Source organism: Paraburkholderia sp. GAS38 (assembly GCF_050434965.1).
Lineage (GTDB): Bacteria > Pseudomonadota > Gammaproteobacteria > Burkholderiales > Burkholderiaceae > Paraburkholderia > Paraburkholderia phenazinium_A.
This window is the reverse complement of the sequence record NZ_JBNDJO010000005.1, coordinates 257,740-282,030: the sequence shown is the minus strand read 5'-3', so window position 1 is coordinate 282,030 and position 24,291 is coordinate 257,740. Positions and strand designations below refer to the sequence as shown.

General features: G+C 64.6%; 26 protein-coding genes and 1 riboswitch. Of the genes, 13 read left to right on the top strand and 13 right to left on the bottom strand.

Features of this window, described 5'->3' with window-relative positions:
- Positions 1 to 9: 9 nt before the first annotated feature.
- The 3 genes from tolQ to ydfG form a co-directional block, all read right to left on the bottom strand.
- Complete coding sequence (gene tolQ / locus P3T42_RS14645; RefSeq protein ID WP_074302338.1) at positions 10 to 687, bottom strand: protein TolQ; 678 nt, start codon at positions 685 to 687, stop codon at positions 10 to 12.
- A gap of 154 nt (positions 688 to 841) precedes the next feature.
- A complete protein-coding gene (gene ybgC, locus P3T42_RS14640) occupies positions 842 to 1,321 on the bottom strand; it encodes a tol-pal system-associated acyl-CoA thioesterase (protein ID WP_074302337.1) in 480 nt (159 codons plus the stop codon).
- Between the two features lie 57 nt (positions 1,322 to 1,378).
- Complete coding sequence (gene ydfG, locus P3T42_RS14635; RefSeq protein WP_429306452.1) at positions 1,379 to 2,125, bottom strand: bifunctional NADP-dependent 3-hydroxy acid dehydrogenase/3-hydroxypropionate dehydrogenase YdfG; 747 nt, start codon at positions 2,123 to 2,125, stop codon at positions 1,379 to 1,381.
- A 370-nt stretch (positions 2,126 to 2,495) separates the two neighbouring features.
- Positions 2,496 to 2,595: riboswitch (ZMP/ZTP riboswitch) on the top strand.
- Between the two features lie 175 nt (positions 2,596 to 2,770).
- Here ydfG and glyA point away from each other — a divergent pair.
- The 7 genes from glyA to P3T42_RS14600 all read left to right on the top strand — a co-directional run bounded on the left by glyA (position 2,771) and on the right by P3T42_RS14600 (position 7,460).
- Positions 2,771 to 4,018, top strand: coding sequence for a serine hydroxymethyltransferase (gene glyA / locus P3T42_RS14630; protein ID WP_429306451.1), 1,248 nt, complete (start codon positions 2,771 to 2,773; stop codon positions 4,016 to 4,018).
- Positions 4,019 to 4,024: 6 nt separating this feature from the next.
- The gene (nrdR, locus tag P3T42_RS14625; RefSeq protein ID WP_074302334.1) at positions 4,025 to 4,507 is read left to right on the top strand and encodes a transcriptional regulator NrdR; all 483 of its coding nucleotides are present in this window, start codon (positions 4,025 to 4,027) and stop codon (positions 4,505 to 4,507) included.
- Positions 4,508 to 4,658: 151 nt separating this feature from the next.
- The gene (locus P3T42_RS14620) at positions 4,659 to 5,228 is read left to right on the top strand and encodes a GspH/FimT family pseudopilin (RefSeq protein ID WP_074302333.1); all 570 of its coding nucleotides are present in this window, start codon (positions 4,659 to 4,661) and stop codon (positions 5,226 to 5,228) included.
- A complete protein-coding gene (locus tag P3T42_RS14615) occupies positions 5,225 to 5,650 on the top strand; it encodes a type IV pilus modification PilV family protein (protein ID WP_429306450.1) in 426 nt (141 codons plus the stop codon). The genes P3T42_RS14620 and P3T42_RS14615 overlap by 4 nt, the downstream gene beginning before the upstream one ends.
- On the top strand, positions 5,647 to 6,480 hold the full coding sequence (locus tag P3T42_RS14610; RefSeq protein ID WP_429306449.1) for a PilW family protein: 834 nt from the start codon (positions 5,647 to 5,649) through the stop codon (positions 6,478 to 6,480). Before P3T42_RS14615 ends, P3T42_RS14610 begins: the two co-directional genes overlap by 4 nt.
- Positions 6,477 to 6,971: a pilus assembly PilX family protein gene (locus P3T42_RS14605; protein WP_429306448.1), complete on the top strand. Its 495-nt coding sequence runs from the start codon at positions 6,477 to 6,479 to the stop codon at positions 6,969 to 6,971. Before P3T42_RS14610 ends, P3T42_RS14605 begins: the two co-directional genes overlap by 4 nt.
- Before the next feature lie 12 nt (positions 6,972 to 6,983).
- Positions 6,984 to 7,460 (top strand): type IV pilin protein, encoded by a 477-nt coding sequence (locus P3T42_RS14600; RefSeq protein WP_429306447.1) that lies wholly within the window; start codon positions 6,984 to 6,986, stop codon positions 7,458 to 7,460.
- On the opposite strand, the gene P3T42_RS14595 is transcribed toward P3T42_RS14600, so the two are convergent.
- The 3 genes from P3T42_RS14595 to P3T42_RS14585 form a co-directional block, all read right to left on the bottom strand.
- Entirely contained in the window at positions 7,454 to 7,921 is a 468-nt protein-coding gene (locus P3T42_RS14595) for a DUF3318 domain-containing protein (RefSeq protein ID WP_429306446.1), read from the bottom strand. The two genes, P3T42_RS14600 and P3T42_RS14595, sit on opposite strands and share 7 nt — an antisense overlap.
- A gap of 63 nt (positions 7,922 to 7,984) precedes the next feature.
- A complete protein-coding gene (locus P3T42_RS14590) occupies positions 7,985 to 8,371 on the bottom strand; it encodes a phage holin family protein (protein WP_074302327.1) in 387 nt (128 codons plus the stop codon).
- Between the two features lie 113 nt (positions 8,372 to 8,484).
- Complete coding sequence (locus tag P3T42_RS14585; RefSeq protein ID WP_007584918.1) at positions 8,485 to 8,787, bottom strand: DUF883 family protein; 303 nt, start codon at positions 8,785 to 8,787, stop codon at positions 8,485 to 8,487.
- A 339-nt stretch (positions 8,788 to 9,126) separates the two neighbouring features.
- Here P3T42_RS14585 and P3T42_RS14580 point away from each other — a divergent pair, with 339 nt between their 5' ends.
- Positions 9,127 to 9,765: a peroxiredoxin gene (locus P3T42_RS14580; RefSeq protein ID WP_074302326.1), complete on the top strand. Its 639-nt coding sequence runs from the start codon at positions 9,127 to 9,129 to the stop codon at positions 9,763 to 9,765.
- 105 nt (positions 9,766 to 9,870) lie between these two features.
- On the opposite strand, the gene P3T42_RS14575 is transcribed toward P3T42_RS14580, so the two are convergent.
- On the bottom strand, positions 9,871 to 11,061 hold the full coding sequence (locus P3T42_RS14575; RefSeq protein ID WP_074302325.1) for an acyl-CoA dehydrogenase: 1,191 nt from the start codon (positions 11,059 to 11,061) through the stop codon (positions 9,871 to 9,873).
- A gap of 113 nt (positions 11,062 to 11,174) precedes the next feature.
- On the opposite strand from P3T42_RS14575, the gene P3T42_RS14570 reads away from it, so the two are divergent.
- Complete coding sequence (locus tag P3T42_RS14570) at positions 11,175 to 11,960, top strand: IclR family transcriptional regulator (protein ID WP_074302324.1); 786 nt, start codon at positions 11,175 to 11,177, stop codon at positions 11,958 to 11,960.
- Positions 11,961 to 12,023: 63 nt separating this feature from the next.
- Here the strand turns inward: P3T42_RS14570 and P3T42_RS14565 are convergent, their stop codons facing one another.
- Positions 12,024 to 12,848: an EAL domain-containing protein gene (locus P3T42_RS14565; RefSeq protein WP_074302323.1), complete on the bottom strand. Its 825-nt coding sequence runs from the start codon at positions 12,846 to 12,848 to the stop codon at positions 12,024 to 12,026.
- A gap of 268 nt (positions 12,849 to 13,116) precedes the next feature.
- Here P3T42_RS14565 and hmgA point away from each other — a divergent pair, with 268 nt between their 5' ends.
- Both hmgA and fahA read left to right on the top strand, forming a co-directional pair.
- Positions 13,117 to 14,496, top strand: a complete 1,380-nt coding sequence (gene hmgA, locus P3T42_RS14560) for a homogentisate 1,2-dioxygenase (protein WP_253190308.1) — start codon at positions 13,117 to 13,119, stop codon at positions 14,494 to 14,496.
- Positions 14,493 to 15,821 carry a fumarylacetoacetase gene (gene fahA, locus P3T42_RS14555; protein ID WP_429306445.1) on the top strand — a complete coding sequence of 443 codons (1,329 nt, stop codon included), beginning with the start codon at positions 14,493 to 14,495 and terminating at the stop codon, positions 15,819 to 15,821. Before hmgA ends, fahA begins: the two co-directional genes overlap by 4 nt.
- A 47-nt stretch (positions 15,822 to 15,868) precedes the next feature.
- Here fahA and P3T42_RS14550 read toward each other — a convergent pair whose 3' ends face one another.
- The 3 genes from P3T42_RS14550 to P3T42_RS14540 form a co-directional block, all read right to left on the bottom strand.
- Positions 15,869 to 17,026, bottom strand: a complete 1,158-nt coding sequence (locus P3T42_RS14550) for an MFS transporter (protein ID WP_429306444.1) — start codon at positions 17,024 to 17,026, stop codon at positions 15,869 to 15,871.
- Positions 17,027 to 17,097: 71 nt separating this feature from the next.
- Positions 17,098 to 18,264, bottom strand: coding sequence for an MFS transporter (locus P3T42_RS14545; RefSeq protein WP_429306443.1), 1,167 nt, complete (start codon positions 18,262 to 18,264; stop codon positions 17,098 to 17,100).
- Positions 18,265 to 18,398: 134 nt separating this feature from the next.
- Positions 18,399 to 19,181 carry a crotonase/enoyl-CoA hydratase family protein gene (locus tag P3T42_RS14540; RefSeq protein ID WP_429306442.1) on the bottom strand — a complete coding sequence of 261 codons (783 nt, stop codon included), beginning with the start codon at positions 19,179 to 19,181 and terminating at the stop codon, positions 18,399 to 18,401.
- Positions 19,182 to 19,342: 161 nt separating this feature from the next.
- On the opposite strand from P3T42_RS14540, the gene P3T42_RS14535 reads away from it, so the two are divergent.
- Positions 19,343 to 19,864, top strand: coding sequence for a plasmid fertility inhibition factor family protein (locus tag P3T42_RS14535; RefSeq protein WP_074302319.1), 522 nt, complete (start codon positions 19,343 to 19,345; stop codon positions 19,862 to 19,864).
- 68 nt (positions 19,865 to 19,932) lie between these two features.
- On the opposite strand, the gene P3T42_RS14530 is transcribed toward P3T42_RS14535, so the two are convergent.
- Both P3T42_RS14530 and P3T42_RS14525 read right to left on the bottom strand, forming a co-directional pair.
- Positions 19,933 to 20,931, bottom strand: a complete 999-nt coding sequence (locus P3T42_RS14530; RefSeq protein WP_429306441.1) for a 2-hydroxyacid dehydrogenase — start codon at positions 20,929 to 20,931, stop codon at positions 19,933 to 19,935.
- Between the two features lie 30 nt (positions 20,932 to 20,961).
- On the bottom strand, positions 20,962 to 21,960 hold the full coding sequence (locus P3T42_RS14525) for a LysR family transcriptional regulator (RefSeq protein WP_429306440.1): 999 nt from the start codon (positions 21,958 to 21,960) through the stop codon (positions 20,962 to 20,964).
- 557 nt (positions 21,961 to 22,517) lie between these two features.
- Between P3T42_RS14525 and aspT the strand changes: the two genes are divergently transcribed.
- Entirely contained in the window at positions 22,518 to 24,200 is a 1,683-nt protein-coding gene (gene aspT / locus P3T42_RS14520) for an aspartate-alanine antiporter (RefSeq protein ID WP_429306439.1), read from the top strand.
- Positions 24,201 to 24,291: the final 91 nt, after the last annotated feature.

Below are 24,291 nucleotides of genomic sequence, written 5' to 3'. Positions count from 1 at the left end.
GTGGACTCCTTAGTGCGCCTGACGTTGCAGGATGTTCGAGAATTCTTCGATGAAGGTCTCGAAGCGGATCGCCAGACGGTCGATGTCGTGCGCGTAACGGTTGTAGGCGACCACCGCCGGAATGGCGGCGAACAGACCGATGGCCGTTGCAGTCAGCGCTTCGGCGATGCCGGGCGCGACGTTGGCGAGCGTGGCTTGCTGGACGTTGGCGAGGCCGCGGAACGCGTTCATGATCCCCCACACGGTGCCGAACAGACCGATGTACGGGCTGACCGAACCCACCGAGGCGAGGAACGACAGATTGGCCTCTAGCACGTCCATCTCGCGCTGGAACGCTGCGCGCATGGCGCGGCGTGCGCCGTCGAGGATCAGGCCCGGGTCGTTGAGACGCTTTTCCTTGCCCTTGAGGAACTCGCGCATGCCGGATTCGAAGATCCGTTCGAGTGCGCCGATCGTGTGACGGTTGTTCGCTGCGCTTTGATACAGCGCCTGCAGGTCGCCACCGGACCAGAAATCGCGTTCGAAGCGTTCAGTTTGCGCGCGCGCCCGGCGGATCGCAAACCACTTGCGGAAGATAAACGTCCACGACAGCAGCGACAGCAACAGCAACAGTGCCATCACTGCCTGCGCCAGCAGGCTCGCATTAAGAACGAGAGAAATGATCGATAGATCTTGTGTAGTGTTCATATAGGTTCGCTGTAACGTCCCGAAAGGGGGCGTCCGGCTGCAAGGTCCGTCGAAGCTTTCCGTGGGGAAACCGGAAGCATCGGCAAACCGCGGGCCGAACCATGCTTTGTGTTGCTTGATCGATACGAGTTCACTGGCCCCGTAACAACGATGTTCAGGCGTTGTCCGTTGACACGTTGGGCGCAGTAAGCTTCGGCCCGCGCCGCAATGCGGCGAGAACCTGTGCTGGAATGGCGGCAGGACGCAGCGCTACCCGGTCGACACAGCCGACCCGAATGCTTCCGGTAGCAAGCAGCGTGCCGTCACGCCAGGCCTCCTGCGAGAAATCGACCGACGCGCGGCCAATTCGTTCAGGGCGGCTGACAATTTTCACGAGATCGTCAAGCCGGGCCGGCGCACGATAGTCGACTGCAGTGCTGCGTACGATGAACAATGCACCTGTCTCTTCCGCGAGGCGATCCTGCTCGACGCCGCACGCGCGGAGCCATTCGGTGCGCGCCCGCTCGAAAAACTTCAAATAGTTCGCGTAGAACACGATGCCGCCGGCGTCGGTATCTTCGTAGTACACGCGAATTGGCCAGGTGAAGCCGATTTCGGCGCCGGACTCGCTGGGGGACATATTCATGCGGCGCATTTTACCGGAACGCACACCCCGGCGTTATTTTCGGGGCGGCGCTCCGGCTCAAGGCGTTCAACCGCGATGCACCGAGAGCCCCGCGAACGACTGCGCAACCGGCATCAGTTCGATCGTGTTGACGTTGACGTGTGCCGGGCGCGTCGCGGTCCAGTAGATCGCGTCGGCGATGTCTTCGGCCGTCAGCGGCTGCACGTTCTGGTAGACGTTAGCAGCCTTCTGGTCGTCGCCGCGAAAGCGTACGTTCGAGAACTCCGTGCCGCCGCACAGGCCCGGTTCGACGTCGGTCACGCGCAGCGGCGTGCCGGCCAGATCGGCGCGCAGGTTCAGGCTGAACTGGCGCACGAATGCCTTGGTGGCGCCATACACGTTGCCGCCCGCGTAAGGCCAGTTGGCGGCCGCTGAGCCGAGGTTGAACACGTGGCCGCGCTGGCGCTCGACCATCCCCGGCAGCAGCGCGTGGGTGACCTGTACGAGTCCGGTGCAGTTGGTGTCGATCATGGTTCGCCAGTCGTCGAGGTTAGCTCGCTGCGCCGGCTCGAGGCCGAGCGCGAGGCCCGCGTTGTTGACCAGCACGTCGATGGCGGCGAACGTTTCCGGCAGCGCGGCGGGCACGGCCGCGACGGCGGCGCTGTCGCGCACGTCGAGTTCGAACGGCAGAAGGGCCTCGCCTAGTTCGTCGGCAAGCGCTTGCAAACGATCCTTGCGGCGCGCGGTGGCGACGACGCGATGGCCGCCCTTGACGAAAGTGCGGGCGATGGCGGCGCCGAATCCGGCGGACGCCCCGGTGACGAAGACGATCATTGCGGTTTCCTGGTCGGGAGGGGGGAAAGTTGCCAAGCCTACTTCCATTGCGGCGCTGCGGCAAGAATGACCCTGGTCCCAGCGGACTACCGTCAGGCGGGCGGACTGGCTGGGGACGGTCGGCGCGCGGACCGTGGCCGGATCGGGCGCACCGGAGTGGGCATGCAGGGCGCCGGCGGCTCCTGCCTGTGTGCCGTTTTCATCAGATGTTTGCGACCGGCTGGCGAGAGCCGCTGCCTCTCCGATTCCGGGCGGGACGCCGATGATGCGACGACCGGCTGTGACGCTCGTGAACGGGGTTTGCGCCGTGGCCGTGAGCCTGGCGGAGACGCGGTTGCCTATTCGGGGCGCTTCCAATACACTAACGCGCTCATCCCTGCGTGACTGGCGATAGAACCAAACAGGTTCAAGGTGGAGCGACCCACCGTGAAGCGCAGGGTGCCGTTTTGCCGTTCGCCTGGGCAGCCGTGATCCGCGCGCATTCATCTGCGCCGCCGGTGGCTGTCCTGCCTCGCGTGTGCGGCCCATCTTCATCCGCCACGTCAGGGCTGGCCCAGCCGCCAGCAGCGCCGCGTACCCACTACGCTTTCTGCACGAAATTCGGCGCGAGATCCGGTCAACCTGAACACACTCAACGGAACCCGTATGTTTGATAGAGCCCAAAGCACCATCGCCAACGTCGATCCCGAACTCTGGAAGGCGATCGAGCAGGAAAACCGCCGTCAGGAAGATCACATCGAACTGATCGCGTCGGAAAACTACACGAGCCCGGCCGTGATGGCTGCGCAAGGCTCGCAGCTCACCAACAAGTACGCCGAAGGTTATCCGGGCAAGCGCTACTACGGCGGTTGCGAGTACGTGGACATCGTCGAGCAGCTCGCGATCGACCGCGTGAAGGAACTGTTCGGCGCCGAAGCCGCAAACGTGCAACCGAACTCGGGTTCGCAGGCGAATCAGGGTGTGTTCTTCGCCATGCTCAAGCCGGGCGACACCATCATGGGCATGAGCCTCGCCCACGGCGGCCACCTGACGCACGGCTCGCCCGTGAACATGTCGGGCAAGTGGTTCAACGTCGTCAGCTACGGCCTGAACGAAGCGGAAGATATCGACTACGAAGCCGCTGAAAAGCTCGCTCAGGAACATAGGCCGAAGCTGATCGTCGCGGGCGCGTCGGCGTTCGCGCTGCGCATCGACTTCGAACGTCTGTCGAAGATCGCGAAGTCGGTGGGCGCCTATTTCATGGTGGACATGGCGCACTACGCGGGTCTCGTTGCGGCGGGCGTCTATCCGAACCCGGTGCCGCACTCCGACTTCGTGACCACGACCACCCACAAGAGCCTGCGCGGTCCGCGCGGCGGCGTGATCCTGATGAAGGCCGAGTTCGAAAAGCAGATCAACTCGGCTATCTTCCCGGGCATCCAGGGTGGTCCGCTGATGCACGTGATTGCCGGTAAGGCTGTTGCGTTCAAGGAAGCGCTGTCGCCTGAATTCAAGGAATACCAGCAAAAGGTCGTGGATAACGCTCGCGTGCTGGCGGAAACGCTTGTCAAGCGCGGTCTGCGTATCGTTTCGGGCCGCACCGAAAGCCACGTGATGCTGGTCGACCTGCGTGCGAAGCACATCACCGGCAAGGCCGCTGAAGCGGCGCTCGGCGCGGCGCACATCACGGTCAACAAGAACGCGATCCCGAACGATCCGGAAAAGCCGTTTGTCACGAGCGGCGTGCGCCTGGGCTCGCCTGCCATGACCACGCGCGGTTTCGGCGTGAAGGAAGCCGAGCAGGTAGGTAACCTGATCGCCGACGTGCTGGACAACCCGGAAGACGCCGCGACGATCGAACGCGTCCGCACGCAGGTCTCCGAGTTGACCAAGCGCTTCCCGGTCTACAAGTAAGCGACGATGCGCTGCCCCTTCTGCCGGCACGACGATACGCAGGTCGTGGACTCCCGCGTATCCGAGGACGGCGCCGCGATTCGCCGGCGCCGCCGCTGCCCGGCCTGCGACAAACGTTTCACGACGTATGAGCGGGTCGAGCTGGCGTTGCCGTCGGTCGTCAAGAAGGATGGCAGCCGCACTGAATTCGATCGCCGCAAGATTGTCGCGAGCATGCAACTGGCGCTGAGAAAGCGCCCGGTTGCTGCGGACGCGGTCGACGCGGCGGTCGCCCGCATCGAATATCAGTTGCTGGGCAGTGGCGAACGCGAAGTGCGCAGTGAGCGTCTTGGCGAACTCGTGATGAACGAGTTGCGCGAGCTCGACACGATTGCCTACGTCCGTTTTGCCTCGGTGTACCGCCGCTTCGAAGACGTGTCTGAATTCGAAGACGTCATTGAAGAATTTCGCCGTGCGGCCACGCCGCCCAAGCCGCCCCGTAAGCGCTGATTGTTCTCGTAATAGCATCGGTATTCCCTTTCTGTATGCGTCACGCCGACATTGTTGCCGGTGACGCCGCACGCTCGCTACCTGGCCGTTCGGCCGATTGTCGACACGCTCCTGCCTGAGTAAATTGGTTGCATTCTTTCGAAGCTAAGGAATGCAGATGAAGCAGGATGCCGAATTGCCGCGTGTGCGTCGCCGCGGTTTCACGTTGATCGAAACGCTAGTGGTGGTCGCCGTTCTGGCTGTCACTGCGGTGATGGCGACGCCGTCGCTGGTTGCCTGGCGCATGCGCGATCAGGTCGATGCACGAGCCCGGGCGCTGCTGTCGACGCTGTCCTACGCCCGCAGCGAGGCGGTTCGGCGCGGCGTGCGCGTGACGGTGTGCCGCGTCGATGCGGCGCGCCACTGTCTGGCCTCGGGGCAAGCGTGCCGCGTGGGAGTCGCGGACTGGTCGTGCGGCTGGGCGGTGATGGTCGAGCGCGGTGGAATGTCCACGGTATTGCGCGCGCAAACCGAACTCGCGGCAGTGAGTATTGCCGGGACGCAGACCAACCTTACCTTCACACCGCCCGCGGGGCAGTTGATCGGCAGCTTTCGCAGCTTCGACATCGCACCGCATGTGCCTTCGCAGGTCACGCGCGGCGAGCCTTGGCGGCGCTGCATCCGCATCGCTGCGGGCGGACGGCCGCGCATTGCGGACGGTGCTTGTGGAGCGACGTCATGAAAACCATCCGAGTCGAACAGTCATGCGGCGCATCGCTGATCGAGGTCATGCTCGCAGTCGCGCTGACCGCAGTCACGGCCCTCGGTCTGATTGCTTCGCAGTTGTGGATCGCGCGCGAGGCGCGTGCCGCAGCGTCGCGCGAACATGCAGCTCTCGTGGCTGATGCCGTAGCCGAGGCCTCACGCGCGCCGACCGGCGGCGACGTTGTCCTGCGGCAATGGAGCGCCCGTGCGGCGAGTCTGCTGCCCCAGGGCGATGCGTCGGTCAGCGAGCGCGGCGGCGGGGTTTCGTTCGCCCGCGTCACATGGTCGGCAGCGGCCACTTTGCGAACGCCGGGCGAGATTATCGACAAGCCCGAATCGTGCGGCGATCTGGCGCTCTCCGCCAACCGCTCGTGCGTCGCCCTGGCGTTCGCGAAATGAAGCCGCGTGAGATTCATCCGCGCAGGCGGATTCGAGCGCGCGGGCATACGCTCGTCGAGCTGGTCATCGCCGTGGCGCTGGGGCTCGTCGTCACCGTGGGCGCCGTCTCCCTGTACCGTTCGCAGCGCGCGGCGTTTGGCCGTGCAGACGATACTACCCAGATTCGCGAAGCCGGCCTGACGGCGCTCACCTTGATCGGTCAGCAAATCCAGATGACCGGCTTTGTGCCGGCCGACCTGCCGCAGCCGCAGCCGCAACAGAAACCCACGCTGTTCGGATGCTCTGCCGCGCGGCCGACAGGGACCGACGACAACCCCACTTGCGAAGCGCTGACAAGCCGATCGGATGGCATCGCGATTCGCTACGTTGGCGACAACGTTTCCACGTGGCCTTCGTCCACGGGACAGCCAACCGACTGTCTGGGCCAGGCCGTGAGCGTCGGGAATGCGGCTTACGGTGCGGGTCGCGTGATGATCGTCAATCGCTTCTTCGCGAAGCTCAGCGCCTCGACGGGCGAGTCCGAGCTGTATTGCGACGGCAATGGCAAATCCGGTTCCGCGCAGCCGTTGGTGGAGGGCGTTGAACGGCTGCGCGCCAGGTACTGGCTAGCCGGCGCGCAGACCGCGCTCGATGCATCGGCGCTCGCGCCTGATCAATGGGCGAATGTCGTCGCCGTGGACCTGTGCGTCCTGGTGCGCGGTGCGCCTCAGGGGCGGCGCTCACGCTACGTCGATTGCGACGGCGCGAACGTCGCAGGAACAGACTTGCGCGCGCGCCAGGCATTCTGGCGGCGCGTGGCGATCCGCAATAACGAGGTGAGTGCGTCATGAAGACCGCACCTCACATCCGTGGCGCCGCCTTACCCATCGTTCTGCTGATCTCGTCGATGATGCTGATCACTTCCGCCGCCTGGTTCGAAACCTCCCTGGCAGCGGCGCGTGTGTCCGCCAATCTTCGCGACACCCTGCAAGCCTTCCATGCCGCCGATTCGGCGCTTACCCTGTGCGCCCGAGCCGTCGCAGCAGGTACGGCGCGCGTCGCAAGCGCAGTGGCTAGCGAACCAACCGGATGGAGACTCGAATCGACCTTCACAGCCGGCGCCGTCACGCCCATCGCCGTGTGGCCGGGCTCAGCCATGGCGCCGCAATGCCTGGCCGAAGCCTGGCGCCCGAGCACGCGTCCCGAGGTCAGCGCTTACCTGCTGACGGCGCGCGGCTTCGGCCGCACCCAGGAGTCGCAAGCCTGGGTGCAACTGGAGCTGGTCGTGGCCGGCAGCACGACCGAGCAACACTGGCGGCGGGTTACCGCCAGGCCGTTTTGAAGGCGCATCGGCATGAGGTCGCAAGCATCGGCGTTCACGCTGCTCGAACTGGTCATCGCGTTGGCGATCGGCGCCATCCTGGTGGTGTACGCGGTCCCCTCGTATCGCAGTCATGTCGCGCGTTCGCATCGGATCGACGCGGCATCGGCGCTGTATCGCGCGGCGCAGTTTGTCGAAGCGGGGGCCGCCGGAGAAGTGAGCTCAGGGATGAGTTCCGCAGTAAGCCCCGCAGTGAGCCCCGCAGTAAGTCCCTTACCCAGCGGACTCGACCAGGCGCCGCCCTTCGGCACACCCGTCTACCGGCTGCGCGCCTTACCTGCTGACGAAACGAACGGCGGCTACGCGGTGGAAGCGCAGCCTCTAGAGACAGGCCCGATGCGCGACGATGCCTGCGGCACCTTCACGCTCGACGCAACGGGTCTACGGGGAAATCGCACCGCGGATGGCGCCAACGCGCCGGATTCAAACATATGCTGGAACACTCAGTAACCGCTGTCCTGCGCCGCGGCTTCGCCTTTGGTCCGGCCCGAGTCGCTCTTCATCTGCTGCCAGATGCGATAGGCTTCCCACGCGGCGAGTCCCAGACTGCCCCATTTCAACACCGGCTTGGCGGTGGCCGCGACCGTGGCGCGCAACGGTTTGGCAAGCAGCATCGAAACAATCGAGCTGACCAGCGGGTACTCCTTGAGCAGCGCGCTGATCCCCGCTGTCGCGCCGCGCGCCTTGTTCCAGCGCATGCCGCCGGCAAAGCCCGGCACGATGAACTTGATCCAACTGAAGTGCGTGACGGCCTGACGCAACTCAACCGCGGCCTGCGCGAGTTCCATACGCTCGACTTCCGAGCGCACCAGCAGCAATTCCTTGCGCAGTGCACGCAGGTGCGGCGCGCTCAGGTCGCGGGCGGCCGGGCGCTTGTTGCGGAAGGCGGTATCGGGGTGTCGAGAACTCATGGTGTCGGGCGCAAGGGGTGGTCGAACGGGCAAGCGGCGCCAGCGGCCGTGCCCGGGCCTGTGTCACGGTTTGCGAAATATCTCGCGGTCCTTCTCGAACTCGGCCAGCGTGGCTTCGAACACCATCGGTGCACTGTGCAAGCCACTGCGCGCCTTGATCGCGCAGACCAGTGCCGCGATCGCATAGACCGCCGTAATACCGGCCAGCGCCTGCCACCGGTAGGTATCCCAGAACGCGATGGCGACCAGCGCCGTGAGCGCGATCAAGGCCATCGTGGCGAGCATCATCGCCGCGAGTCCGAGAAACAGGACGCCCAGCAGGCGGTCCTTTTCCTCGGCCAGTTCGATACCCACCAGTTCAAGCCGCGTTTGCAGGATCGCAAATACGGAACTGAGGATGCGGCGCAAGGGACTGTGATCCGCGCGCTGCGATTGATTGTCGATCGTCATGGCTTGGGCGCTTGCGCGTGAGATGCGCCAGAAGAAGCGGACCGGTCAGGCACGCACCGGTCAACCCGTGTCGGCGGCGTGCCGGAAAAACCGCCCGGCAACGCCAGCTGTTTTTACTTGCGATTGATCAGCAGGCCGACCAGTACGCCCACACCTGCGGCGATGCCGATCGAAGCCCAAGGATGCTCGTGCACGTAGTCATCCGTTGCACGGGCGGCCTTCTTGCCTTTCTCGACCACCACGACCTGCACATCAGCAGCCTTCTCCTTCGCCTGTTTCAGGCGCGACAGCGCCGTTTCACGCAATTCGGAAGCGCGTTCGCCGGTGGCGCTCGCGGCCTGTTTCAGCAGGTCTTCAGCGTCCGCGAGGACGGTTTTGATATCCGACATCAATCTCTCCTTGTTGACTTCCGACATTTACAGCTCCCATCTCGTATGGCATGCGTGAATCGTAACCAAAGAAACGTCACGTGGCGAGCGCAGCGGGTTAGCGCACGACAACGCACGATCCGTTCCCGGCCAATCCACGACCGGTTAGCGACCGCCTCACCCGGCGGTCAAACGGCATACCGCGATCATGATGGAGTTGATCTGTCCCGCAAAGTTTCCTCCATTCCGATGAAAATTACAAAAACTCATAAAGTTGTGACGCGATGTTCGTTCGCGGTGTACGCGCGCTCCCGTATGCTCTAAATTTGCGGGGTACCGTAGGCGCCAGCCTGAACGGACCGTCCGAACATACAAAGGAGCAGCATCATGAGTCTACGTCTTGGCGACATCGCACCGGATTTCGAGCAGGAATCGAGCATTGGCCGCATCAAGTTCCATGAGTGGCTGGGCGATAGCTGGGGCGTGTTGTTCTCCCATCCGGCGGACTTCACGCCTGTATGCACGACCGAGCTTGGCCTGACGGCAAAACTCGCCGGCGAATTCGAAAAGCGCAATGTGAAGACGATTGCCCTGTCGGTGGACAGCGCAGAGTCGCACAAGGAATGGATCAAGGACATCAACGAGACGCAGGCCGCCAACGTCGGCTTCCCGATTCTCGCCGATGGCGACCGCAAGGTCTCGGAGCTGTACGACATGATCCACCCGAATGCGAGCGAAACCTTCACGGTCCGCTCGCTGTTCGTGATCGATCCGAAGAAGAAGGTTCGTCTGACCATCACCTACCCGGCCAGCACGGGCCGCAACTTCGACGAAGTGCTGCGCGTGATCGACTCGCTCCAGCTCACCGATAATTACCAGGTCGCCACGCCGGGCAACTGGAAGCACGGCGACGACGTGGTGATCGTGCCGTCGCTGAAGGACGAGGAAGTGATCAAGCAGAAATTCCCGAAGGGCTACAAGGCGCTGCGTCCGTATCTGCGCCTGACGCCGCAGCCGAACAAGTAAGCGAAGCAGCAAGCCGCGGCAGCAAGCCGAAGCGCTGCCGCAATGCAAAAGGCCAACCGCACGGGTTGGCCTTTTTCTTTCCACCGCCTCGGAACGTTCAGGAAATCAGAAGAACGCCTGAATGCCCGTTTGCGCGCGTCCGAGAATCAGCGCGTGAATGTCATGCGTGCCTTCGTAGGTATTGACGACCTCGAGGTTCACCAGGTGCCGCGCAATCCCGAACTCATCCGAGATGCCGTTGCCGCCGAGCATGTCGCGGGCAAGACGCGCAATCTCGAGCGACTTGCCGCACGAGTTGCGCTTCATGATGGAGGTGATTTCGACCGCGGCCGTGCCTTCGTCCTTCATGCGGCCGAGGCGCAGCACGCCTTGCAGGCCGAGGGTGATTTCGGTCTGCATGTCGGCGAGCTTCTTCTGGATCAACTGGTTGGCGGCGAGCGGCCGGCCGAACTGCTTGCGGTCGAGCACGTATTGACGCGCCGTATGCCAGCAGGCCTCGGCGGCGCCGAGCGCACCCCAGGCAATGCCGTAGCGCGCCGAGTTCAGGCAGGTGAAGGGGCCTTTGAGGCCGCTCACCTTCGGCAGCATGTTTTCTTCCGGCACGAACACTTCGTCCATCACGACCTCGCCCGTGATCGAGGCGCGCAGGCCCACCTTGCTGTGGATCGTCGGTGCGGACAGGCCTTTCCAGCCTTTCTCCAGAATGAAGCCGCGGATCGCGTCCTTGCCGTTTTCTTCGAGCTTGGCCCAGACGACGAACACGTCGGCGATCGGCGAGTTGGTGATCCACATCTTCGCGCCCGACAGCGAGAAGCCGCCGTCGACCTTCTTCGCCCGCGTAACCATGCTGCCCGGATCGGAGCCGTGGTTCGGCTCGGTCAGGCCGAAGCAGCCGATCCATTCGCCGGTGGCGAGCTTCGGCAGGTACTTGTCTTTTTGCGCATCCGAGCCGAATTCGTAGATCGGCACCATCACCAGCGACGACTGCACCGACATCATCGAGCGGTAGCCGGAATCGACGCGCTCCACTTCGCGTGCGATCAAGCCGTAGGCCACGTAGTTCAGACCGGGACCGCCGTATTGCTCGGGAATGGTCGGGCCGAGCAGGCCAAGTTCGCCCATTTCGCGGAAGATCTCGATGTCGGTCTTCTCATGCCGGAACGCCTCGAGCACGCGCGGTTGCAGCCGGTCTTGCGCGTAGGCCGCCGCGGCGTCGCGCACCATGCGCTCATCTTCGGTGAGTTGCTGATCGAGCAACAGAGGATCTTCCCAGTGAAACTGCGCGGCGTCGGCCATGATGCGTATCTCCTGAATCGAATCTGATGTGTCTGGTGTTGACTTGAAGTGCTTGACTTGAGTTCCGCTATGCGAAACAATGTTTTGCAAATCAGCCCCGAGTGTATCACCCGATGACGCCTGCATCTACTCCCCTCGAACCCTTGGACGAGCGCAAGTTTGTCGTCGCGCTGGCCCGCGGCCTTGACCTGCTGCGCGCGTTCCGGCCCGGCGAGACGATGCTGGGCAACCGCGATTTCGTCGAGCGCACCGGCTTGCCGAAGGCCACCGTCAATCGTCTGGCTTATACGCTGACGGTGCTCGGCTACCTGCGTCTTGACGAGTCGCTCGGCAAATATGCGCTCGATGCGGGGGTGCTGTCACTCGGCTTCGCGCTGCTCTCGGGCACCGACACGCTCGAACTGGCGCGGCCGCATATGCGCACGTTCGCGCGCGAGGTGGGGGCGGCGGTGTCGTTGGGATGCCGTGACGGGCTCGACATGATTTATCTGGACACGATCCGCAGCGAGACGGCGTTGACGCTCGGTCTCGCGTCGGGTTCGAAGCTGTCCATGCTGACGAGTTCGATGGGCCGCGCGTATCTCGCGGTGCAAGCGCTCGACGTGCGTGCCGCGTTGATGGCGGAGTTGAAGAAGGCGGCCGGCAAAGAGGGCGCGACGCTGGTGGCGGACGCGGAGAAGGAGATCGCGGCGTTCGCGCTCGAACGCTGCTGCTATTCGTTTCGCGACTGGCACGACGATGTGAACGCGGTCGCCGTACCGTTTCGCGAGCCGCGCGAAGGGCGCTGGCTGGTGCTCAGTTGCAGCGGGCCGGCGTCGTCAATGGGGGAAGAGGTGTTTCGTGAGAGCGTCGCGCCGCGGCTGAAGGCGTTGGCGCGGCGCCTCGGCGACGCCGGTTGAACCCGGGTAGATTGAAGGCCTGATTGCACGCCTGATTACCGGCGACTTCCTCTGCCGTGCACGTCAAACCGTGCCGTTGTGACTATGCACCGCAAACAGCGGCCCTTGCACGAAGCGCACGTCGTACTGCTGCAGCAAGTCGAACTGCGCTTCGCTCGCGACGCGGTTGAAGATCAACGGTATGCGCAAGCGATTCGCATAGCCCACTAGCGGCTTTACCATGGCGTCGCGCAAGGCGAGGCCGGCATCCATCTTGATGAAGTCGAGCCGCGCCATGTCGGAGACCGAGAGGATCTGGCCGGCGTTCGGCAGATTTCCCGCCACCTTGAAGCCATAGCGCTGGTAGCTCTTCGTCAGATAGCCGAGGAAGGTGCGGTGTGCGACCGCGGCAGCCGGCAATTCAATCACGATGCGCGACGGATTGAGTCCGAACGACACCAGCACCGTCGAGAAGTGCCGGCCATGGTCGTACTTCACGCTCTTCAGCAAGCGTTCGTGAACCCGCAGGAACAACAGCCCATGGCGCTGCGCGCCGAAAAAATTGATCGCATGCAGCGCGCGCGACATGCGGTCCAGCGTGACCAGTTGCGGGTCGTCCTCGATGCGGTCGAACGGGTCGTAGGGTTCGCCGTCGAGGCGCACCGTCACCGCCTGAAATCCCAGTTCGTCGCCGAAACGATCCACGCTCTCCGGTGCGGCCGACAGCGACTGGGCAAGCGCATGCACGCTGATATCGAAGATCGGCTCATAGGCGCTGGCGAGTTCCAGCCCTTCGAAACGGGCCAGTGCGCTGTCGTGATAGATGCCTTCGCCCAACGCCAGATGCTGGCCGAGAAACGGATGGTCGGCAGCACGGGCGACGAGTTCGGGAACAGTCTGCGGGATCATGTGTGGTGGTGGTGGCGCGTCGTGCGCGCATCGAAAGGCGGCTTTGGCCGCATCTTTCGATGGTAGCAGTCCGCACCGCCGTCACATGAACAAAATGCTGATAACCATATCGGGGTTCCTACGGATGATTCAGGGTTAACGTTAATTTCACTATTCGTAATTCGTTTTACCATTCGTAAATCGCAGAATGGCGGCGGTGGTGGGTGCGCTTGTGCCGCCTGCGCCACGCTTGCCCCCAGGAACCCGGTCAGGATGAGGAGACGACTCGATGAATGCCCACCCAAGCTCCGCCCACGCCAGTGCGGACAACCCCACCGGCAACCCCGCGCGGCCCGACATCGAGCCGGGCTATCAATCGGGCTACCAGTCGGGCTTTGCCAACGAATTCGCCACCGAAGCGTTGCCGGGCGCGCTGCCGCAAGGTCGCAACTCGCCGCAGCGGGCCGCTTACGGCCTGTACGCGGAGCAACTGTCGGGCACGGCCTTCACCGCGCCGCGTAGTCACAACCGCCGCTCGTGGCTTTACCGGATCCGGCCGGCGGCAGTGCATCAGCCGTTCACGGCGCTGCCGTCGCATCGTCTGGTGGCGAACTTCCATGACGTGCCGCCGACCCCGCCCAACCAGTTGCGCTGGGATCCGCTGCCGATGCCCGCCGAGCCGACCGATTTCATCGACGGCTGGGTGACGATGGCCGGCAACGGTTCGGCCGAGGCCATGAGCGGCTGCGCGATCCACCTGTACGCGGCCAACCGTTCGATGCAGGACCGCTTCTTCTACAGCGCCGACGGCGAACTGCTGATCGTGCCGCAGGAAGGGCGGCTGCACATCGCCACCGAACTCGGGCGGCTGGACGTGGAGCCGTTCGAGATCGCGGTGATCCCGCGTGGCGTACGCTTTGCCGTGACGCTGCCCGATGGCGCCGCGCGCGGTTATATCTGCGAGAACTTCGGCGCCTTGCTGCGGCTGCCGGACCTCGGGCCGATCGGCTCGAACGGTCTCGCCAATCCGCGCGACTTCCTCACGCCGCACGCGGCCTACGAAGACCGCGAAGGCGCGTTCGAACTGATCGCCAAGCTCAACGGCAATCTGTGGCGCGCGGACATCGGCCACTCGCCGCTCGACGTGGTCGCGTGGCACGGCAACTACGCGCCGTACAAGTACGACCTGCGCCGCTTCAATACGATCGGCTCGATCAGTTTCGATCATCCCGATCCGTCGATCTTCCTCGTGCTGCATTCGCCGAGCGACACGCCGGGCGTCGACACGATCGACTTCGTGATCTTCCCGCCGCGCTGGCTCGCCGCCGAAGATACCTTCCGGCCACCCTGGTTCCATCGCAACGTGGCGAGCGAATTCATGGGACTGGTGCACGGCGTCTACGACGCGAAGGCCGAGGGTTTCGTGCCGGGCGGCGCGAGCCTGCACAACTGCATGTCGGGCCACGGCCCGGACGCGGGTACCTTCGAGAAGGCGTCGCACAGCGATACCTCGAAACCGCACAAGGTCGGCGACACCATGGCGTTCATGTTCGAAACCCGCACGCTGATCAAGCCGACCCGCTTTGCCCTCGAAACCGCGCAATTGCAGGCGCACTACTACGAGTGCTGGCAAGGTCTCAAGAAACACTTCAACCCGGAGCAACGATGAGCGCAGCGAGCGATCTTCAGGCGACGCTCGATGCGTCGCGCAAAAGCTGGATCGAAGCGGCGAACGATCCCGCCTGTGATTTTTCGGTCCAGAACCTGCCGTTCGGCGTGTTCAGCGATACACGCCATGCGGCGCGGCGGGTGGGCGTGGCGATTGGCGACAGCATCGTCGACCTTGCGGTCTTGCAGGCGAGCGGGCTGCTGCGTCTACCGGATGCCGGCGCAGGTGCAGGGGTAAGCGCAAGCGCACCGGTTTTCGCCCGCGACACGCTGAACGATTTCATCGCCCTCGGACGCGATGCCTGGCGCAGCGTGCGTATCCAGTTGAGCCAGTTGCTGGCCCGCGAAAGCGCCACACTGCGCGACGATGCCGCCCTGCGCGAACGCGCGCTGGTATCTCAGGCAAGCGCCACGCTGCATCTGCCGCTGCAGATTCCCGGCTACACGGATTTCTATTCGTCGAAGGAGCATGCGACGAACGTCGGTTCGATGTTCCGTGATCCTAAGAATGCGCTGCTGCCGAACTGGTCGGAGATGCCGATCGGCTACAACGGCCGGGCCTCGTCAGTGGTGGTGAGCGGCACGCCGGTGCGGCGGCCGAACGGCCAGCTCAAGCTGCCGGACCAGGAGCGCCCGGTGTTCGGTGCATGCCGCAAGCTGGATATCGAACTGGAGACCGGCTTTATCGTCGGACGCGGCAATGCGCTCGGCGAGCCGATTGCCTGCGCCGATGCGGAGGCGCATATCTTCGGCATGGTGCTGCTTAACGACTGGAGCGCACGCGACATCCAGCAGTGGGAGTACGTGCCGCTCGGGCCGTTCAACGCGAAGAGCTTTGCGACCACGATCTCCCCGTGGATCGTCACGCTCGATGCGCTGGAGCCGTTCCGCGTCGCGCAACCGGTGCAGGAGCCGCAACCTCTCGCGTATCTGCGGCATGACGGCGCGCATGCGTTCGATATCGCGCTTGAAGTCACGCTACGCCCGCTGCGCGCGCAACAGGCGACGACCATCGCCCGCACCAATTTCCGGCACATGTACTGGACGATGGCGCAGCAACTCGCGCATCACACCGTGTCGGGCTGCAATACGCGAGTGGGCGACCTGATGGGTTCGGGGACGATCAGCGGGCCTGCCGCAGACTCGTACGGCAGCTTGCTTGAGCTGACATGGAACGGCAAGAATCCGCTGGAGTTGAAGGAGGGTGGAACGCGCGCCTTCATCGAAGACGGCGATGAATTGACGCTTGCCGGATGGTGCCAGGGCGAAGGCTACCGGGTCGGTTTCGGCGCATGCAGCGGCGAGATTCTGCCGGCGCAGCGTTAAAGTCGCAGGCGCACTTACGGGCGCGGGCCCCTGGCCCCACCGCTCGCTCACTGCAGCGCCTGCATCGCCCCACGCCGCTTTTCCCACCACACCGCCACCAGAAACGCGAGCGCACTCGCCAGCAGCACGCCGATCATCGCGTCATCGCCCACGCTTTTCATCAACGCCCCCGCGAGCAACGGACCGCCGAAACTCGCGGCGCTCCACGACGCGCCGACCAGCGAGCTGGCCGATACCAGGGCCACGCCGCGAAAGCGCTCGCCGCATGCCACCAGCGAGAGCGTGTAGATCGACCCCGCCGCCGCGCCCAGCACATACAGCAGCGGCCAGCATAGCCACGGCGACGCGATCGCCCACGGCAGCAGCGGCAACAGCACCACGACCACCACGGCCGCGCCGATATGCACGCGCTCGCGGCCAAGGCGGTCGGCGAGCCAGCCGATCGGAAACTGCATGGTCGTATCGCCGAGCAGCAGGGCGGAGGCGAACAGCACGGCCACCTCGCCGGAGATGCCGTGCGCCATCGCAAAGAGCGGCATCAGCGACAGCGCGATGGTGTCGAACAGCGCGAAGAAGCCGGTACCGATCACGAGCGCCGGCATCTGCGGCAGCACGTGCCGCCAGTTATCGTGCGCTTGCGGCTCGCCGCTGGAGACGGGCGTCGAGCGGATGGCCGCGAGTGCCGGCAGCGCCAGCATGAAGAGCGCGCCGCACAGCAGAAAGCGCCAGGCGGTGAAGTCGGCGATCTGGCTCACCAGCACCGGGCCGGCCATCTGGAACAACGTGAAGTTCGTCGCATAGATGGCGACGACGCGGCCGCGCGTCGCATCGTCGGCGAGCTGGTTGACCCATGCTTCGCCGATCGTGAAGAGCAGCATCAACGCGGCGCCGCAGAGGATGCGCAGCACGCCCCAGACCCACAGGTTCGAACTCATCTGCATCGACGCCGTGGCCAGGCCCACGACCAGCACCGCGCCGACGATCACCTGGCGGCCGCCGAAGCGCGCCGCGATCCAGCCGGCCAGCGGCACCACGAGCAGGCCGCCGCCCGCTTGCGCGGCGCTCAGCAGGCCGACCACGTCGGTGCCGTAGCCGGCCTGGGTCAAGGCAAGCGCAGTGAGAGGAAGGGTCGCGCCGCTGCCGAGTCCGACCACGGCGACGCTGAGGATGAGTGCGAGAAAATCGCGTGTGTAGATGACTTTCATCGGGCGAGATGCTACACCGCCCGTCTGTCATGCGCATCCCGGCAAGGCGCCGCCGGCGTCGACAGGCAGGCTTAGCCGGTGACGGCGACGCTCTGCGTGCGGCGTCCCATCTGCACCGACCACAGCGTCAAGGCGAGCGCGCCGGCAGCCGCCGCAACGCCGACCCACGGCAGCGTGGTGAGCGGCGCGCCTGCGCTGATGACCATGCCGCCAAGCCATGCACCGCTGGCGTTACCCAGATTGAAGGCGCCCTGGTTGAGCGTCGAGGCGAGATTCGGCGCATGGCTCGCGCGATCGACGATCAGCATTTGCAGCGGCGGCACGATCGCAAAAGCGAGCACGCCCCACACGAAGATCGTGATCATCGCGGGCACGGCCGCGTGCATGGTGCCGGCAAAGATCGTGAGGATCACGACGATGGCGAGCAGGAACGCGATCAGCGACGGCATCAGACGCCAGTCGGCCAGCTTGCCGCCAAGTGTGCTGCCCACGGTCAGGCCGAGACCGAACAGCAGCAGCACCAGCGTCACCGCATGCGGCGTGAAGCCGGTGACGTCTTCGAGAATCGGCGTGATGTAGGTGAAGGTGGAGAAGAGGCTGGTCGATGCCAGCACGCTGATGCCGAGCACCATCAATACCTGTGGGTTCTTCAGCACGGTGAACTCGTGCACGAGACTGGCCTTCTGCATTTCGATCTTCGCGGGCAGACACGCCGCCAACGCCGCTGCCGCCAGTACGCCGATGACGGTGACGGCCCAGAACGTGGCGCGCCAGCCTACTGCCTGGCCAAGCGCGGTGCCGAGCGGCACGCCGAGTACGTTGGCGAGCGTGAGGCCGGTGAACATCAGGGCAATGGCTTGGGCACGCCGGTTCGGCGCGACGAGCCCCGCCGCGACCACCGAGCCGATGCCGAAGAACGCGCCGTGGCAAAACGCCGTGACGATGCGCGCGGCCATCAGCACGCCATAGTTGGGCGCGACGGCACACAGCAGATTGCCGACGATAAACACGCCGATCAGATTCATCAGCGCTTTCTTGCGCGGCATGTTGGCCACTGCGATGGCGACGATCGGCGCACCGATTGTCACGCCCAGCGCGTACGCCGATACCAGCATGCCGGCGGCGGGGATCGAGACGGCCAGATCGCGAGCCACATCGGGCAGCAAGCCCATGATGACGAATTCAGTGGTACCGATTCCAAACGCGGCTACGGCGAGGGCAAGCAAAGGCAAAGGCATGATGGGGGAGATCGGTACGAAGTCCGCGCGATGCGCGCGTGGCCGGCGCGCGTTTCGGAACGAGAGCGCGGGCGTCGGCAGGGCAAGCAAGTAAGGGATTGTACCTAAGCCAAAACGGTGCTGCTGGCGAGCGCTCAGGGTGTTGTTTTTCGCTCAATAAAGCGCAGCGCGCCCGCTACGCCCTCGGCGAAGACTGCCTGATAACCGCCCGCGCCCTCGCGACGCAAGGCCTCCGGCAGGTCGTCGAGCGGGCTGTTTTCGAGTGCGGAGCGACGGTCCGCCAGCAAGGCGCCCTGCGGAAACGCGGCGAGTTCCGCGGCCAGCCGCTCGGCCGCCGCCCGCGCCGTACCCGGCGGCACGACGCGATTGGCGAGGCCGAACGCGAGGGCTTCGTGCGCGTCGAGCGCACGGCCGGTCAGGATCAGGTCCAGCGCGCGCGACAGGCCGATCAGCCGTGGCAGCCGGATCGTGCCGCCGTCGATCAGCGGAATGCCGACGCGCCGGCAGAAGACGCCGAGCACCGCGTCTTCCTCGACCACTCGCAGGTCGCACATCGCGGCCAGTTCGAGACCGCCCGCAACGGCGTAGCCGGCAATCGCGGCGATCACCGGCTTCGTGAACGGCATGCGCGTCGGACCCATCGGACCGGGGCCGCTGCCATCGGCGTGCAGTTCGTTGCGGCGCGTGTCGTCTGCGAGCGCGCTGAGATCGGCGCCCGCGCAGAAAGTGCCGCCCGCGCCGAACAGCACCGCTGCGCGCCAGCTTGGTTCGGCTTCGAAGCGTCGGAACGCGGCGGATAGTGCGTCGGCAGTTGGACGGTCGACCGCGTTGCGCCGCGCTGGCCGCTCGAGCACGATCGTCGCCACGGTTTCGCTTGCTTCAATTCTCACGTGGTCGCCAAATTCTTCGGGTGTCATCGCCATCTCCGCGGGCTGTCCAGATCGCCAGCTATTTGCTATGCGCGCTGATTATTGCTCGACGCTGTCACATATACTTCACGAGGGAACCGTAGCGTAAGCGCTTTTTTAGCATGCCGGCTTCGTACGCCGGCACATCGAGTCTGCACTTGTTATTGTCCATGTCATCACCCACGCCGACTCTCGAATCGCCTCTGGCGGAGCCCATCTGGATCGTGCCTTTGCACGAACACCCGTGGTACGACCACGTTCGTCTGAAGCGCGTCTTCATTGCCGACGGCACCCGTCATCAGGTTGTGCTGGTCGACGCCCGCAAATTGCTCGACTGCGCGAATCGCGACAATACCGACTACGTCCTGAAGCCCGTCAACGAGTGGCATACGGGCAAGGTGCGCGGCATTCGCGAGTTTCTCGATCCCGCCAACCCGCGCATTCCGCAGATGCCTTATGTGACCGTTTCGACGCGCCGCGCGCCGGGTCTGATGGGCTGGTTTGGACTCGAACACGAAGGCGTCGTGGCGTTTCGCAACGGCCAGCATCGCGCGCGCTATCTGGCCGATGCCGGCGCTCGCTGGTTTCCGGTCGAGGTGCACGAGCGCGAAGTGGCGTTGCTGCGCGAAGTGTGCGGCGCGGCCGACGATGCGCGCACCGCGATTCGTCAGACCATGGATCGGGCGCCTTAGCCGCGTCCTTGCCCGGCTGCGTTGCGGCTGAGCGTGGGCGGTGCCTTCGCTGCACCCTGGCCGTTGTTCTAGCCGCGCACGGACACCCTGTTGCGCGGCGTGCCGCCATGCCACGCCGCCACATTGCCGAGCGTGGTCTGCGCGATTTCGTTCATCGCCTCGCGGGTGAAGAACGCCTGGTGAGCGGTGACGATCACGTTCGGGAACATCAGCAGACGCGCCAGCACGTCGTCCTGGAGCGGCAGGTTCGAATGATCCTCGAAGAACAGGCCGCCTTCTTCCTCGTAGACGTCGAGCCCCAGGTTGCCGAGCTGCCCGCTCTTGAGTGCGCCGATCAGCGCATTGCTTTCGACCAGCCCGCCGCGTCCCGTATTGATCAGCATCGAGCCGCGCTTCATTTTGGCGAGTGCGCGTTCGTCGATCAGATGGTAGGTGTCCGGCACCAGCGGGCAGTGCAGGCTGACGACGTCGCTTTCGGCGAGCAGCGTATCGAGCGGCACGTAGCGTGCGCCGAGCGCGAGCAGATCCTGCGCGGGCGTGCCGGGGTCGTAGGCGAGCACCTGCATGCCGAAGCCCGCCATGATGCGGCCGAAAACACGGCCGATCATGCCGGTGCCGATCACACCCACGGTCCTGCCGTGCAGATCGAAGCCGAGCAAGCCGTTGAGCGAGAAGTCGCCTTCGCGCGTGCGCGCGGCCGCTCTCGGCAAGCGCCGGTTCAGCGCGAGAATCAATCCCACCGCATGTTCGGCCACCGCGTGCGGCGAATAGGCCGGCACGCGCACCACCGTCACGCCGAGCCGCTGGGCGGCCGCCAGATCGACGTGATTGAAGCCGGCCGAGCGCAACGCAATCAGGCGTGTGCCGCCTGCGTGCAGGCGCTCGAGCACCGCTGCGTCCGCGCAGTCGTTGACGAACGGACAGACCACCTCGAAGCCCTCTGCCAGCACAGCGGTTTCGGCGTCGAGGTGCGATTCCTGAAAGTGCAGGTCGTAGCGGTAGGTTGCGTTCGCTTCGTTAAACGTTTCGCTGTCGTACTGACGGCTACTGAACAGGATCATGCGCATGAGGTGCTCCGCAGACGGTATGCCGATAGTTTAAGCGTCCCGTAGCGCATGCAGGCTGGTGCTCATCTCGCCGGCCACCGATAGCGGTGTTTGCGCCGCTGCCGGCACGGCGGCGGCGTCCGCGCTCGCAACGCTCCGGCTGAAATGCTCGAGCGTATGGTTGACGAAGGTGCGCGTTTTGGCCGGCAGGAACTGGCGATTCGGATAGACGATCGACACCTTGAGGTCCGGGTCGTCGACCCGGTGATCGTCCATGATGCGTGTCAGGGTGCCCGCTGCCAGGTCGTCGGCCACCATTTGCCACGGCAGGATCGCGACGCCCATGCCGGCCAGCACGCCCAGCCGCAGCATCATCGCGCTGTTGACGGAGTAGACCGGTTGCAGCGTGACCTCTTCGGTGCGCCGGCCCGGTCCGGTGAAATGCCAGGTGCTGTTGGGCTGCTCCGCCGGCAGCGCGATGAACGCGTGCAGGGCGAGTTGTTCCGGCGTGTGCGGCACACCTTGCTCCGCGAGATAGCCGGGCGCGGCGCATACCACCAGCGCATGCGTGCCGATAGGCCGTTCGACCAGATCCTGGCTGGGCGCGACGAAGCCGGTGACGAGGCCGACGTCGTAACCGTCCTCGATCAGATCCACATGCCGGTCGGTCAGTGTGAGCCGCACCTTGACCTTCGGGTATTGGCGGCGGAAACCGTCGAGCAGCGGGGTCAGCGAGAGCAGCGAGAGCGCACCGGAGGCGACGAGCCGCAGCGTGCCGCCCGGCTCGGACTCGCTGTCGGCAAGGGCGTTTTCCAGCCGATCGAGTTCTTCGAGCAGCCCGCGGCAACCTTCGAGGTAGCGTGTGCCGGCCTCCGTCAGGGCGAGATTGCGGGTGGTGCGATTGATCAGCCGCGTTTTCAGATGGGCTTCGAGCGTGGCGATGGAGCGCGTGACGAGCGCATTCGATACCGCGAGTTGTTGCGCGGCGCGGCGGAAACTTTCCGTTTCGGCCACCCGGACGAAAACTCGCATTGCGTGAATCTGGTTCATTGGAATTCGCCTCATGTGCTAGAAAAACCGCGAGGGTGAGACTTGCTGCGGCATAACGAACGGCCGAATCAGCAATCGTCCGGACCAGGGGTGCTGCGACTACTGTGGAAAATCATATTGACTATTACGACGAATTACAATATTTATTGATCAGACTTGTCGAATTCGGGTTTGGGAATTTTCCGACTTGTCTGTAGGGTAATAGGTATTGACCGAATCGGCATGATTCGGGACGCAATGTATTGACCCATGACCCAAATAACCTGACTTTTTATGGTACCTGGGCAACTCAACGAGGAAGCAATGCGCTTATGCAATCCGACTCGAATGGCGGGCCGTCGCCACGCTGCGACATGGAGTCTCAGGTTCCGGGTCCCGGTCTCGCCTCGTCCGAGTGCAATAAATCCTTAATCCTTAATTCAATGACGCATATCGCATTGCGGCAATGTGCCGCTTGTCGCACCCGGAAGGATTGCCAGGAATTGGCTTTTTAGAAATTTCAAGGCGATTTTTTCTCACGATTGTTATAAATCAACGGTAAAGCGGCAACCCAGAACATGATCGGCGAATTGCTCAGGTCGCAACCGGAAATCGCGCTGTTCGCGAGCCTTGCTTTAGGCTATTTCATTGGCTCATTCAAGATTGGACCGATCCAGCTTGGCGGGGTCTGCGGCACGTTGATCGTGGCGTTGCTATTGGGCCAAACCGGCGCCCGGCTTGCGCCCGACCTGAAAAACATTGCCTTCGCCCTGTTTATTTTTGCGCTCGGTTTCACCGGCGGCCCGCAGTTCTTCGCCAATATCGGCCGGGGCTGGCGCTACGGCTTGCTGTCGATTGTCGAAATCGTTTCGGTGCTGCTGCTCGTGATGACCGCGGTGTTCGCGCTGCGTCTCGATGCCGGCACGGCGGCCGGCCTGCTGGCGGGCGCCGCGACGGAGTCGGCGGTGATCGGCACGGCGTCGGAATCCATTGGCAGGCTGGGCCTCGCCGAGGCCGAAACCGCGCGTCTGCAGGCCAACATCGTGACGGCCTATAGCGTCAGCTACCTGTTCGGCCTGATCACCATCGTGCTGTTTACCAGCCAGTTCGCGCCGCTGCTGCTGCGCGTCAATTTGCGCGAGGAAGCCGAGCGCGTGTGGCGCAAGCTGGGCGGCGACGGCGCGCTCGACGAAGGCCAGCGCATGGGCGCGCCTGCGCTGGTGAGCCGGGTGTTTCGCGTCGGCCCGGCGGCGGGGCTCGCGATCGAAGCGCTCGAACAGCGCTATGGCTGCAACCTGACGGTCGAGCAGGTGGACCGGGACGGCGCGCGTTTGGCGCTCGAACCGCATCTGCTGCTGGCTGCCGGCGATATCGCACTGGTCGCCGGGCGGCGCGAGGCGGTGGTGGCGGCCGGCCCGGCAATCGGCACGGAAGTATCCGACGCGCGCTTCGGCGCGCTGGCCGCCGAGCGCGTGAACGTGGTCCTGACGCGGCGCGAGGCGCACGGCATGACCGTCGCGCAGTTGCGCGAACAGGCCACGCCGGAACAAGGGCGCGGCGTCTATATCGCTGCCGTGACGCGCCTGGAGACGACGGTGCCGGCCTTGCCGGGCACCGAACTGAACCGCGGCGATGTGCTGACCCTCGTCGGCGCCAAGGCCGACGTGGAACGCGGCGCGCGCCAGCTTGGTTACGTGCTGCCCGCGACCCAGAAGACCGATTTCGTTTATCTCGGGCTGGGGGTGTTGCTCGGCATGGCCATTGGGCATCTGGGCGGCCGCATCGGCGGCGTTTCGATTGCGCTCGGCACCGGCGGCGGTTGCCTGCTGTCGGGGCTGCTGTTCGGCTGGATCCGCTCGCGCCATCCGCTGATCGGCTCGCTGCCTTCCGCCGCCGCGCAAATCCTGAAGGACTTCGGCCTTGCGACGTTTATCGCCGCGGTCGGCCTGTCGGCGGGGCCGGACGCGATCAGGCTGGTGCGCGAGTACGGCATCGCGTTGCCGGTCGTCGGGATTCTCATGGTGCTGATTCCAGGGCTGCTGTCGCTGTGGATCGGCCGTATGTTTCTCAAGCTCGAAACCCCCATGCTGCTCGGCGCGATTGCCGGGCAGCAGTGCAGCACGCCGGCTATCAGCGCGCTCGTCGGCGTGACCGGCAATTCGACGCCGGTCATCGGTTACACGATCACCTATGCGCTTTCCAACATCCTGCTGCCGTTGATGGGGCCAGTGGTGGTGGGGTTGGCCGGCAAGTTCGGCTAGGCGCTGCGGCAGGACGGCAGCAATACCACAGAGACCGCACGCAGACCGGACGCCGCGCGGCTCGACAAAACGACAGGACAGGGGCGAGACA